Source organism: Rubrimonas cliftonensis (assembly GCF_900107585.1).
Lineage (GTDB): Bacteria > Pseudomonadota > Alphaproteobacteria > Rhodobacterales > Rhodobacteraceae > Rubrimonas > Rubrimonas cliftonensis.
In genome coordinates this window covers 1-12,140 of record NZ_FNQM01000041.1, presented here as the reverse complement: position 1 = coordinate 12,140, position 12,140 = coordinate 1, and the positions used below count along the sequence as shown (strand labels likewise).

Genomic DNA, 12,140 nt, shown 5'->3' with positions numbered 1-12,140 from the left:
CACCGCCCTCGGCATACCCGTCACCGAAGCCATAGGATGAGTCCGTCCGGGGAAAGGGGAAATCCGGCCCAGCCGTGATTTGCTCAACAGAGTCCGGCAAGACGACAAGGCTTCATTGGTGATTTCCCTCTGACAGCGGCCTAAAGCCAAATGAAGAACATCTCTTGAACTGCGCGTGCCGCGGACTACACGATGGCGTCGAAGGGGTTGGCTCCGACGCCAAGAAGGACAATTGCGTCACCGTCCGGTCCATCGAGAAGAAGAACCGTCCGCGACGGAGACTCGAGCGCCTTTGTCACGGAGCGACCATCGAGCTCCAGCCTGTCGGCGTTCGGATCGAAATCGGCGATGGTGAGCACATCCCGTTGTCCGGCGACATCATTGAAGCGGATAGTGTCGGCGCCCAGGCCGGTGGTGACGAAGTCGTAGCCGCCGTTCGGAAGGAACTCCTCGCCCTCCGCAGAGTCCCCTCCGGCCAGAACGTCGCGTCCAGGAGTTCCGACGACCTGCGGCTGCCGCCCGCCCGTTACCGTCACGGTTTCGGCGTCCACGGCGAAGGTCCCGTCCTCGTTGACGACGCTGACCGAGACGTCGAAGACGCCGGGCGCGGCGTAGACGGTGGTGAGCGGAGCGCCGGGCGCGAAGCTCCGCGGGCCGGCGCCGTCGCCGAAGTCGACCAGGATCTCCGTCACCGCATCGTCGCCGGGGTCGATGACCGGTCCCAGCGTCAGCGTGTAGGTCGCGCCGACCTCGACCGCGGCCGGGCCCTCGGCGTCCGCCGTCGGCGCCACGTCGGTCACCGTCACGGCGCCGCCGCCGAGGGTGAACACTCCGTCAGCGTTCGTCGCCCGGACGAAGAGATCGACCGTCGCGTCGCCGTCCGGCAGCACCGCCGAAAGCTGGACCGGGCCCGACAGGTCGGGGTTCGCGAGGCTCGCCAGCACCGCGTCCGAGCCGTCGACCAGCTCCAGCAGCGTCGCCGCGTCCCCGCCGGGGTCGGCGAAGCCCGAGACCGTCGCCGTGACCGCCGAGCCTTCGTCCACCGCCGAAGGCAGCGACACCGTCGCCGTCGGCGCGACGTCGCCCACCATGACGTCGAAGCCGTCCGCCGCGCTCTCGTCCCCGTCGGTCACCGTCACGGTCACCGTCTGCACGGCGTCGCCGTCGCCGAGCGTCACGTCGATGTCGAAGCTGAGCGCAGCCGTCGTGAAGCTCCGGTCCGCGACGCCGTCGCCGTCCTCGTCGATCTCCACGAGCCGGCCCGGAGCGCCGTCGTCCTCGGCGTCCGTCACAACGATCGTCTGCGTGATCGTCCCGCCCTCGTCCCCGACACGGTCAGGGCCCGCGGAGACGACAAGCACCGGCGCGGCGCTCACCGTCACGGTTTCGGCGTCCACGGCGAAGGTCCCGTCCTCGTTGACGACGCTGACCGAGACATCGAAGACGCCGGGCGCGGCGTAGACGGTGGTGAGCGGAGCGCCGGGCGCGAAGCTCCGCGGGCCGGCGCCGTCGCCGAAGTCGACCAGGATCTCCGTCACCGCATCGTCGCCGGGGTCGATGACCGGTCCCAGCGTCAGCGTGTAGGTCGCGCCGACCTCGACCGCGGCCGGGCCCTCGGCGTCCGCCGTCGGCGCCACGTCGGTCACCGTCACGGCGCCGCCGCCGAGGGTGAACACTCCGTCAGCGTTCGTCGCCCGGACGAAGAGATCGACCGTCGCGTCGCCGTCCGGCAGCACCGCCGAAAGCTGGACCGGGCCCGACAGGTCGGGGTTCGCGAGGCTCGCCAGCACCGCGTCCGAGCCGTCGACCAGCTCCAGCAGCGTCGCCGCGTCCCCGCCGGGGTCGGCGAAGCCCGAGACCGTCGCCGTGACCGCCGAGCCTTCGTCCACCGCCGAAGGCAGCGACACCGTCGCCGTCGGCGCGACGTCGCCCACCATGACGTCGAAGCCGTCCGCCGCGCTCTCGTCCCCGTCGGTCACCGTCACGGTCACCGTCTGCACGGCGTCGCCGTCGCCGAGCGTCACGTCGATGTCGAAGCTGAGCGCAGCCGTCGTGAAGCTCCGGTCCGCGACGCCGTCGCCGTCCTCGTCGATCTCCACGAGCCGGCCCGGAGCGCCGTCGTCCTCGGCGTCCGTCACAACGATCGTCTGCGTGATCGTCCCGCCCTCGTCCCCGACACGGTCAGGGCCCGCGGAGAGAAGGAGCGGCGGATCATTGTCGACGATGGTGGTGACGCCATCCGTGCCCGCTTCGCCGCTGGCCAACGCAGATGTCGGAGAGAGGTCGAGCGTGAACGTCTCATCGAGTTCTGAGACTGCGTCCCCGATGATCGGGACGTTTACGGCCGTCGTTGTCTGCCCTTTCGTGAAGACGACGGTTCCGGACAGAGGCTCGAAATCGACGCCAGATACGGCCGAGCCGGACACCGTCGTGAAGTTAAAGCTCAGATTGACCGGCGCAGGACGGGACAGAGAAATCTCGATCGCTGCGACCGATCCACCGGGGACATTCTCAAGAACGAACGGCTCGCCGACGTAGATGGCGAGATTGTTCCCGTCACCATCGTCGTCAAGAATCCAGCCTGTTGAGCGAAGGCGGGGCTGAAGCCCCGCCAGCGCGGCGTTGCTCGCCGAGAACACCTCCAGCACCACCGCCTCGTCGACCTCGTCGACGCTGTCGCCGCTGATCGCGTAGGACACGGTCTTCGACGTCTCGCCCGGCGCGAACGTCACGCTGCGCTCAAGCGCTCCGTAGGCGTCCGGATCGCCCGACGAGTTCGACCCGACCGAGCCGGTGCCCGCCAGAAGACGGTAGAAGACCGTCACCTCCTCGGTCGACGCCGCGCTCAGAGAGATCGTCCAGATCAGGTCGTTCACGTCGCTCGTGCTGTCGCCCTCGAAATTCGAGGCCGGGCTCACGTTCACCGTCGGCGCGGCGCCGCCGGCGTCGTCGTCGAGGATCTCCGCCGAGCCGATCGAGGTCGCCGCCACCAGCGACGGCGCCGTGAAGCCAAGCGTGAAAAGCTCCTTCGGCTCCACCTTCATGTCGCCGAACACCGGCACCGTCACCGAGGCCGTCGTCTGGCCGACCGCGAAGTCGAGCGCGCCCGTCGTCGTCTCGTAGTCCTCCCCCGGCGTCGCCGAGCCGGGGATCGTGGTGTACTCGGCCGTGAAAGCCTCCGGCGCCGGCCGCGACAGCGACACCTCGAACGACGCCTGCGTCTGCCCGGCGTCGCCCTCCACCAGCAGCGGCCGCGACACGTAGAGCGCCAGGTTGTTGCCGGTGCCGTCGTCGTCGAGGATCCACCCCGTCGAGCGCAGCGCCGGCGCGCCGCCCGCCAGCGCGGCGTTGCTCGCCGAGAACACCTCCAGCACCACCGCCTCGTCGACCTCGTCGACGCTGTCGCCGCTGATCGCGTAGGACACGGTCTTCGACGTCTCGCCCGGCGCGAACGTCACGCTGCGCTCAAGCGCCCCGTAGGCGTCCGGATCGCCCGACGAGTTCGACCCGACCGAGCCGGTGCCCGCCAGAAGACGGTAGAAGACCGTCACCTCCTCGGTCGACGCCGCGCTCAGAGAGATCGTCCAGATCAGGTCGTTCACGTCGCTCGTGCTGTCGCCCTCGAAATTCGAGGCAACGCTCTCGATGAATACCACAGCCAAAACCCCCACCTTAATCCATGCAAGTATGGTTAACGACAACCAGCAGATTCGCAACTCTCGCGGCAGCCGCAGAAGTGTTATGATGGTCGCCCGATGCGGCGCGGCAGTCTTTCAGAGCTTTCGTGGATGAGGATTCAACGCGTGACTCCACGGGGTTACATCGATTGTACCAGCAGGTTTGCGCTCGCGTGCTGCTGCACAATGAACTGGTCGGCCTCCAACGCGTAGCTGCGTAAGCAGGCTAGCCTGCTCCGCATCGCCTCACCTCCTGGACGAAGCGATGGGCTACGCTGAGTTTGCCGCGCCCCATCTCGGCATCGGCTTTTTCCTTCGGAAAGGCTCGGAACGGTAGAACCCTGCGTGGAAGTCCGTTCGCCATCCCGCTCGTGGTGCGGCGTTCGCTGAGGCCGCTGAAGGCGTTGGCCCGGCAGGCCGACGCCATCGCGTCCGGCTCGCTGGACGCTCGTCCCGACGCCGAGGCGGCGCCGGTCGAACTGCGCTGCCTCGTCTCGCGCTTCAACGACGCGCTGGACCGTCTCGAGGCGGGTTTCGCCCTGCAGCGTGCCTTTACCGCGAACGCCGCCCATGAGTTGCGCACACCCGTCGCCGCCCTGCGGGCCGAGGTCGAGAGCGGCCGCGCGGACCGTGCGGTGCTCACGGCGCAGTGCGACCGCATGGGACGCATGCTCGGTCAGCTCCTCGCCCTCGCCGAGGCCGAGCGCCAGTCGCCGCCGCTACAGGCTCCTATGGACTTGGGTGCGCTCGCGCGCCAGGCGCTGATCGACCACGGCCCTGCAGCAATGAGAGCTGGCCGCTCAGCCGCGTTCGAGGTTGCGCCCGACGCAACTGGCGAGGGAGACCCCGGCCTGACGGATATTGCATTGCGAAACCTCATCGAGAACGCCGCCAGACATGCGCCGCAAGGCGCCGGGATTCTGGTCGCGGCGGGTCCCGGTCTCATCGAGGTGTCGGACGATGGACCGCCCATCCCTCCCGCTGTCGTGGCTCGAATGTTCGATCGGTTCTGGAAGGCGGACCGCCGCACTGTCGGCGGTGGCCTCGGCCTGTCCATCGTCGAGGCAGCAATGGCGCGTCAAGGCGGCGCTGTCCGGTTCGAACGCCGCAACGGCCTTAATGTGTTCGCGCTCCGCTTCCGGCAAGGTTAAAAGCGGGCGACGCGGCATCCGTCAACTCGGGCCCAGTCCTGCCGCTCGCCAAATGCCGCGCGACTGGCGGGTTTCTGCGCCCCGGACTCCGCCGCGCGACCGGCTGCTTCCGTTAACCCTCTGCCTCCCCGGTCAGGCGGCCGACCGAAGTTGCCCCCGGCCGCCACCTGCGCGAGCGGCCGGCTACCGCGCTCCGCAGGTCTCACCGGGACCGGCGGCTTTCGGGAGGGAGTTCTAGGTCGCCGCCGCGTGTCCCCCAGAGGGCGGTCTGCTAGATCGGCGAGGGGGCTCAACGCCGAGCTGCGTCCCAAGAGGTTGAAGCTCTTTGGCCGAATGGGGTCACGCTTCGGCGCTTGGTCGAACGCCGCTCTCACATGCTGGAGAGAGCGGCCTCCAGTGCATCGAGATTTGCGCTCATCCGGTCGATGAAGCTGCGGCTTTGAGCGTCAGACGCGGCTCCGGGGTCGAAGACGGCGCCGGCGACGCCACGACCGGTGAGCGCAGCGGACGCTTCGGGCGCGGGCTCGGCCTCCCAGACCATCAATACGCGGGCAGCGCCCTCGCGCAGATGGTCGAACGCCCTCCACTGCGCCTCGGTCGGCGTTTCGCCGGCCTCCCAGTCAAGACTTGCGATCTCGACCCCGTAGGCGCGGGCGAGATACTGGTAACGCGGGTGCGAGGCGATCACGCGCACATCTCTCAGCGCTTCTCCGATCGCCCTTGCGCGCGTGTCGAGCGCCGAAAGGTCCGCCGTGAGCGCGTCGAGGCGCTCCGCGATCTCCGCCTCGGCGTCTGGTGCGCGGCGGGTCAGAGCGTCGGCGACGGCACGGGCCTGCTCGGCGGCCTGCCGGAAGTCTAGCCAGGTATAGGAGGCGACGGCGGCGTGGCTGTGCGCGCCTTCGGGCCCATGGCTGTGGGTGACGCCTTCAGTCTCGATGTAGCGATCCGCAAAGCCCCGCGACGTGTCGACGACGCGCGAACGCGGCAGCGAGACCTTTTGCGTCCACGAAGCGAAGCCGGCGCCGTTGAGCAGGATCAGGTCGGCGGCCTGGAATTCGGCGATCAGCGCAAGGGGCGGGCGCCAGAAGGCGGGATCGCGCCCAGCCGGCACGGGAAAGACCGCCTCCACCCGCGCCCCGCCGAGCCGCGCCGCGAAATCGGCGAGCGGCGCGTTGACGGCGTAGACCTTGAGCGGCTCGGCCGCCGAGGCGACGAGGGCGCAGAGCATGAACAGGGCGGCGAGCGCGGCGCGCATGTTCGGTCCTTTCCGTGGCGGTCGGTCCCGGCGGGCGCAGGACCGACCGATTTTACCTCAGCCTTCGACTTCGAAGACTAATGTGGCGCGCAGGTTGTGGCGGTCGAAGCCATCGCCGCCCGCCGCGTCGTGCTCGGCCCGTATCACCCACAGCCCCGGCGCCCAGGTCTTGACCATGGCGTTGCCGGCGTTCTCGCCGTCAATAAGCGTCTCGGTGACGAAGGCGTAGGTGCCCGGCGTCTCGGCGAAGCCGCCGAAGGTGGCGTGCACCGTGGCGGGGATCGCCGCACCGTCGTAGAGCACCTTCACCGGCAGCGTGTCGCCCGGCGCGAGGTCGGCCGGATCTGCGAGCGGCACGATCTCCAGAAGATGGCCGAGCTCGGCGTCGTAGCCGGCGCCGCCGGCGTTCAGCAGCGCTTTGGAGAACTTCTCGTACTTCGCTGCGGCGCGCGCGTCGGGATTGGCGTCGCGGCCGCCGATCTTCCAGCCATCGGGCGTCTGCGACCAGATCTGGCCGTGGCGGTGGCCGGTGAGCCAGACCGGGCCTTCCGCGGGGATCGGCGCGGCGCCTGCGAGCCATGTTCCGGCGTTCTCGAGCGTGACCGGCAGCGTCTCGCCGCTGGCGACGACCGCGGCGGAGACGCTGTCAAGGCCTTCCGCCTCCTCGGGCTTGAAGAACACATGGGTCGAATGCGCGGCGAAGGGCGCCGCGGACCCGACGGCCGCGGTCGATGACTGCGGCGCGAGGACGAATTCATGGGCGGAGGCGGCGCTGGCGAATATGCCGAGCGCAAGGGCCGTGGTCATGATCTTCATTTGTGCGATCCTCGTTGTATGGTGATGAGCCGTCCGCATGCGACGACCGGATTTCGTCGCTACGGCGCTCACGCGCCGCAGTGGCGTCATGGGGCGCGCCGTCCGGCCTCAGCCGCCGGTCTGGCGCGCGATGTCGTCGGGGGTGAGGATCCAGTAGTCCTCGTGACCGTCGCCGGCGTCCACTTCGATGCGCAGGCCCTGCCCAGCCCCTTCGAGTGGGAAACGGGCCGAGCCGTTCTCGTCGACGCCCATCGTGCGGATCAGCGCGTCCGCGCCGTCATAGACCCGGACCATGCCGACCCTGGGCCGCGCTCCGCTCGCGAACTTCGCCTCGACCACCACCTCGCCGCCATCGATCCAGGCGAAGACGTTGAGGCGATGGGCGAGAGCGGGGCCCGTCAGGAGCGCGAGGGCGATCAGGGCGGCGCGGATCACCGGCGCGCCCAGTCCTCGAAGCGCACCCAGATCACCGCGCCGAGCTCCACCGCCTTGTCCTCGCCCTCATGGGCGATGGTGTAGTCGGCCGTGTTCAGCGCGGCGAAACCCCACCATCCGGCATGGGGGGCGGCGTAGGTGAACACGCCGTTGGCGTCGGCCTTGACGGTCTGGGTGATCATCAGCTCGTCGGGCGCGACGGCGGCGCCGTCTTCGTTGTAGAACTCTACCTCGACTTCGGCGTGGGGAACCGGCTCGCCGTCGAGCTTCACCACGCCCTGGAACACGTTTCCGGCCCACTGCGCGAAGGGTTTCGCCATCGGCACGATCTCGGTCTTGAGCCCGAGCTCAGCGTCCCAGCCCTCGTCCTCGCCGAAGGCCGACACGTAGGCCTTGGTGTAGTGGATGATGAAGGCGTCCTCGGCCGGCTCCCAGTAGGGCTGCGGCTCCATGTGGAAGACGTAGGTTCCCGGCGCGGCGATCGCATAGTCGAGCGTGAAGCCCTCATGTTCCATGATCGTCGCCGGTTGCAGCGCGTCCAGCAGGTCCTGCGGCTCGCCGTTGGCGACGACCCCGAAGACCGCGGGCCGCGCGAGCGGCATGCCCAGCAGTTCGAACGGGTGCGAGAACGAGACCTGCAGCGCGACGGAGCGGCCATCCTCCTGCGCCAGCATCGGGTCGGACGGGATGATCATCCCGTAATGCGCCTGCGCCGCGCCCGCCGTCAGCGCAGCCGCCGCCGCGATCTTCCAAGCCTTCATCTCGCTCTCCCTGTTCGGGCGCCTCAGGCCGCGGCCACGAGACCGGCCGCGATAGGCGCCATCGACCCTTCGGTCATCAACAGGATGGCAAGGGCGAGTATGAACGCAAGGCAAAGAAGTATGACGGTCTCCGTTGCGACCAGCCGGGCCACGGTGGACCGCCGCCCCCCGAGCCGAAACGCGGTCTGCATTTCGCGCCGCCGCAACTGCAGCGAGAGAAACACCGCAAGGCCCACGGCGAGCGCCGCTGCGCCCGCGACCACCGCGACCACGGCGTCGAGCACCGACTTGAAGCGGAACACCCGCTCGAAGAGACCGCCCACCACCTCGGCGGGTTCGACGATCTGAAGCGGGTTCTCCCGGTCGAGGTAGCGGCCGCGCAGAATCGTGGCGGCGCGGTCATCGAACGGCGCGGCGATGATCGCGTCGATGGGATAGTCGGCTGGGGCGCCATGGAAGTGGAAGCTGTCGATGTTGTCGGGCGTGACCTCGCGGAACGCCACGAGCGCAGCGTCGGCGATGATGTCCCCCGCCTCGGCGCCCGCGGGCAAGACATCCTCATGACCGTGGCCGATGCCTTCGATGACCCACGCCGTCTTGAGGTCGACGAACACGGCCATGTCGTCCGGCCCGCCGGTCTCGGCGAGCACGCCGACTACGGGCATCCTGAGCGGATAGACGCCGGCGAGATCGAACAGGTTCTCCGGGCTCGACACGATCGCGTCGCCCGGCCCGAGCCCCAGCCGCGCCGCGACGCCCGCGCCGAGCACCGCCTCGCCGAGCAGCGCGAGCGGGCGGCCCGCGGCGACCGTCAGCCCGCGGAAGGCGAAGTAGTCGAGGGTCGCGCCGACGATGGGCGCGCTCTGAGCGCGGAAGCCGAGATGCAGCGGCATCGCCTCCGCGAGGCCACTCTCCCACACCGCCTCGGCCGCCTGCATCGTCAGCCGTTCGGGACTGTCTTCGGAAAAGTAAAGCGCGGCCATTGCGAGATCGAGGCGGCTGCCGCGCGCCCCGATCAGGAGCGGCGTGGCCTCCGCCCGCGCCGTCATCCGCGCCTCGCTCGCCGCGATCAGGCGCTCCACTCCGAGCGGCGTCGCGATGATGAGGGCGGCGACAAGGATGAGCACGAGGCTCCGCACCCAGTGAAAGCGCAGATAGGCCAGCGCGAGGCGAAGGGCGCTCACGCCGCCGACCTATCGGCGAAGCCGGCGAAGTCCACCACACGGTCGAAGCGCGGCAGCAGATCATGGTCATGGGTGACAGCGAGCACCGCCGCGCCCGCGTCCGCCGCCTGCGCAAACAGCAGATCGAGCACCACGCCCTTGTTGGCGGGATCAAGATTGCCCGTCGCCTCGTCGGCGAGGATCAGCCGGGGCTTGGCGACCAGCGCCCGGCAGATCGCGACGCGCTGGCGCTCGCCCTGGCTGAGATCGCCCGGCCGGCGGTCGAGCTTGTCGGCCACGCCGGCGGCCTGCGCGAGCGCCCCGGCCCGCGCCCGCACGGCCGCGTCGAGCCTCAGCGCCGGTGAGATCATGTATGGATAGAGGATGTTGTCGCGCGCGGAGAGGTAGTCGATCAATTCGAAGGTCTGGAACACGAAGCCGATGCGCGCCGCGCGGAAGGCGCGTCGCCCCGCTTCCGACAGCGCGGGCACGTCCACGCCGTCCACGAGCAGGGCCCCTCCGTCAGGCCTGCGGATGCCCGCGATCAGGTCGAGCAGCGTGGACTTCCCCGAGCCGGAGGGACCGACCACCGCCAGCTTCTCGCCCGCCGCCAGATCGAGCGCGGGCACGCGGAGGCCGAAGCCGCCGCGCGGATAGGCGTAGGCGAGGTCTCGGGCGACGATCACGGGTCGAGCGGCTCGCCGACGGCCTGCCGGTCGATGTCGCGCAGATCGAACGCGACCATGCGCCAGCCCTCCGGCCCGAGCGCGAAGTCGACGCGGGCCGTGTAGACCGCCCCGCGGATGTGGCGATGATCCTCGTGGCCCACCGCACCGACCACGCGCCAGCGCCCGGCGACGGACACGAGCCCGCCCTCGACGGCGGCCTCCGCTTCGGTGACGTCGACATGGTCCACGCGCTGCGTTCCGCCGTCGAAGGCCGCGTTCACGAGCGCGTCGCGCTTCTGGAGATAGAGCGTCTCAAGCGCCTCGCCGGCCGCGACGCGCGCCAGCCTGTCGTAGATCGCCGTCTCCGCGGTCTCGCCAAAGGCCTCGTAGACCTGCTCGAGGGCGAGCCCGAGCAGCGCGCGCGGCTGCGCGGCCGCATCCGCGAGCGACGTCGGCGGCCAGGTGGCGCTGTCGGCGTCGCCGAGACGGCGCTCCTTCATCTCCATTGCGGCGACAAGAAGCCCGACCGAGATGGCGAAGGCCGCAGCTATCGCCGCAGCCGCCTGCGCCGCAGCGCGCGCGCGGGGGCTGAGGCTGGCGAGGAGCGTCGGGCTTGAGGGCATGGTCCGTCCTGCGCCTGATGAGACGCGGCGCAGCCTAACGCACGCTCCATGACGGTGTCATGTCGGTTGATCGCGACGCGGCGGTTCTCCGTCACGCCTCCTCGAAGCGGTCGAGCACATGGATGTGACGGTGAGGGCGGCGCGCGCCGCCATGTTCGTGCACCGCCTCCTCGCTGCGCACAGGGATCAGCGCGACGCGCCCGTGGCGAACGCCGCGCTCCAGAAACAGGCTCTCGGCGTAGGCGTTCACCTCCTCGACCGGTCCGCGCATCACCGTAACCTCCACCGAGGCGTCGTGGTCGAGCGGGGCGGACAGCGCCGCGACGGTCGCATCGTGGCGCTCCTGCCGGCTCTGGGGAATGCGCCGCCCGAGATCGCGCATGGCGGGATCGAGCGTATAGCTCAGCACGCCGACGCATTCGGCGTCCGGGCTGGCCTCTGCGCCGAACCCGCGCCGCAGGATTTCGCGGATCGCCTCGGAACGGTTCCCGGCCCCCGAACGCGCCATGAAGGCGTCGAGGTCGTCAAGCAGCGCCTGCTCGATGCTGATCGTGATCCGACGCATGGGTTCCCTCCGCTGTCGCGCGACCATCGTCGCGACCAGGCTGCGCGGCAAGTCTGCATTGGCGCGCGCCAAGCGACCGCCCGCTTGCGTTAACCCGCGGCCTGCCCGGTGGGGCGTTCGACCAAGATGTCCCGCACCCGCCCCCTTCGCGAATGGCCGGCTACTGAGCTCCGCCGGTCTCACCGCGACTGGCCGGAACCGGGAGAACGATAGCGGGGCAGGTTGACAATCCGCCCCTCTGCGGCCCCAATAATGATTGCATGCCGCGATGAGAACGGTCAGTCGACGACGTGGTGGCCGCCATCGACGTAGAGGGTCTGCCCTGTGATGAGCTTGGCGGCGTCCAGCGCCAGGAAGGCGGTGGCGGCGCCGACGTCGTCGATGTCCACGAGCGCCCGTGCAGGCGCCTTGCTGCGCGCCTTCTCCAGCAACTCGTCGAAGTGGGGGATGCCGGACGCCGCGCGGGTGGCGAGCGGCCGTATCCCTTCGGTGAGGGCCGCCGTGCGGTGACGGGCGCTGGCGGTGCAGATGCTCCTTTTTTTCGGCTTGATTTCGTGAAAACTGACGTCGGCGTCGACTGCGTCACATAGAGATCCGCCTCGTCTTATTACGATTGACGAATACGCTCGATATGTTTGGTCACGGCGCCTTGGTGAGAGCGATCCGCGTTTGTCCGGCGCTTCGCTGTATGTAGATGACTGCTGTGAAGGTGGAGGCGCACACCACTCTCGGCGCCTCAAGAGGGGAATGCGCAGAGTGGTGTACGTCGAACTCGCCGCTACGCCTGTAGCGGTTTGAGAGCGTTCGATCGGGTCCTACGACCGCGAAGACAAACTCGTCGTCGTAGATCGGCAAAAGGTGTTCGAGGGCGTCCACAGAAAAGCCTTCAGGCAGGCTGTATGACCCGAACTTGAGGAAGTCCTCGTCGTAATGTCACCGGACACGTCACTGAGGGCGTAAGGCGACACCCAGATTTACGAGGTGTCGCCTTGGCCTGATCGATTTCCGGCGGGTTGTCCGCCGGAG

At 69.2% G+C, this 12,140-nt stretch carries 11 protein-coding genes; 1 reads left to right on the top strand and 10 read right to left on the bottom strand.

What is annotated here, in order from left to right; genetic code table 11:
- Positions 1–185: 185 nt before the first annotated feature.
- Positions 186–3,656 carry a Calx-beta domain-containing protein gene (locus BLW43_RS21645; protein WP_245731166.1) on the bottom strand — a complete coding sequence of 1,157 codons (3,471 nt, stop codon included), beginning with the start codon at positions 3,654–3,656 and terminating at the stop codon, positions 186–188.
- A 302-nt stretch (positions 3,657–3,958) separates the two neighbouring features.
- Between BLW43_RS21645 and BLW43_RS21640 the strand changes: the two genes are divergently transcribed.
- Entirely contained in the window at positions 3,959–4,828 is an 870-nt protein-coding gene (locus BLW43_RS21640) for an ATP-binding protein (RefSeq protein ID WP_093256763.1), read from the top strand.
- Positions 4,829–5,198: 370 nt separating this feature from the next.
- Here the strand turns inward: BLW43_RS21640 and BLW43_RS21635 are convergent, their stop codons facing one another.
- The 9 genes from BLW43_RS21635 to BLW43_RS24635 all read right to left on the bottom strand — a co-directional run bounded on the left by BLW43_RS21635 (position 5,199) and on the right by BLW43_RS24635 (position 11,854).
- Positions 5,199–6,083 carry a metal ABC transporter substrate-binding protein gene (locus BLW43_RS21635; RefSeq protein ID WP_093256761.1) on the bottom strand — a complete coding sequence of 295 codons (885 nt, stop codon included), beginning with the start codon at positions 6,081–6,083 and terminating at the stop codon, positions 5,199–5,201.
- Positions 6,084–6,140: 57 nt separating this feature from the next.
- Positions 6,141–6,899, bottom strand: a complete 759-nt coding sequence (locus BLW43_RS21630) for a DUF4198 domain-containing protein (RefSeq protein WP_175479053.1) — start codon at positions 6,897–6,899, stop codon at positions 6,141–6,143.
- Positions 6,900–7,007: 108 nt separating this feature from the next.
- A complete protein-coding gene (locus tag BLW43_RS21625) occupies positions 7,008–7,334 on the bottom strand; it encodes a hypothetical protein (RefSeq protein WP_093256755.1) in 327 nt (108 codons plus the stop codon).
- On the bottom strand, positions 7,331–8,095 hold the full coding sequence (locus tag BLW43_RS21620; RefSeq protein WP_093256753.1) for a DUF4198 domain-containing protein: 765 nt from the start codon (positions 8,093–8,095) through the stop codon (positions 7,331–7,333). Before BLW43_RS21620 ends, BLW43_RS21625 begins: the two co-directional genes overlap by 4 nt.
- Positions 8,096–8,118: 23 nt before the next feature.
- Positions 8,119–9,279: an ABC transporter permease gene (locus BLW43_RS21615; RefSeq protein ID WP_093256750.1), complete on the bottom strand. Its 1,161-nt coding sequence runs from the start codon at positions 9,277–9,279 to the stop codon at positions 8,119–8,121.
- On the bottom strand, positions 9,276–9,944 hold the full coding sequence (locus tag BLW43_RS21610) for an ABC transporter ATP-binding protein (RefSeq protein WP_093256748.1): 669 nt from the start codon (positions 9,942–9,944) through the stop codon (positions 9,276–9,278). Before BLW43_RS21610 ends, BLW43_RS21615 begins: the two co-directional genes overlap by 4 nt.
- A complete protein-coding gene (locus tag BLW43_RS21605) occupies positions 9,941–10,549 on the bottom strand; it encodes a hypothetical protein (RefSeq protein ID WP_093256745.1) in 609 nt (202 codons plus the stop codon). The genes BLW43_RS21610 and BLW43_RS21605 overlap by 4 nt, the downstream gene beginning before the upstream one ends.
- A 91-nt stretch (positions 10,550–10,640) precedes the next feature.
- Positions 10,641–11,114 (bottom strand): nickel-responsive transcriptional regulator NikR, encoded by a 474-nt coding sequence (nikR, locus tag BLW43_RS21600; RefSeq protein ID WP_093256743.1) that lies wholly within the window; start codon positions 11,112–11,114, stop codon positions 10,641–10,643.
- 278 nt (positions 11,115–11,392) lie between these two features.
- Positions 11,393–11,854, bottom strand: coding sequence for an SDR family oxidoreductase (locus BLW43_RS24635; protein WP_281243599.1), 462 nt, complete (start codon positions 11,852–11,854; stop codon positions 11,393–11,395).
- Between the last annotated feature and the right edge of the window lie 286 nt (positions 11,855–12,140).

What these genes read in the sequence shown, in the direction of transcription:
- BLW43_RS21630 (WP_175479053.1), bottom strand. Translation starts at nt 6,899, where the DNA reads ATGAAGATCATGACCACGGCCCTTGCGCTCGGCATATTCGCCAGCGCC.
- BLW43_RS21605 (WP_093256745.1), bottom strand. Translation starts at nt 10,549, where the DNA reads ATGCCCTCAAGCCCGACGCTCCTCGCCAGCCTCAGCCCCCGCGCGCGC.
- BLW43_RS21635 (WP_093256761.1), bottom strand. Translation starts at nt 6,083, where the DNA reads ATGCGCGCCGCGCTCGCCGCCCTGTTCATGCTCTGCGCCCTCGTCGCC.
- BLW43_RS21620 (WP_093256753.1), bottom strand. Translation starts at nt 8,095, where the DNA reads ATGAAGGCTTGGAAGATCGCGGCGGCGGCTGCGCTGACGGCGGGCGCG.
- nikR (WP_093256743.1), bottom strand. Translation starts at nt 11,114, where the DNA reads ATGCGTCGGATCACGATCAGCATCGAGCAGGCGCTGCTTGACGACCTC.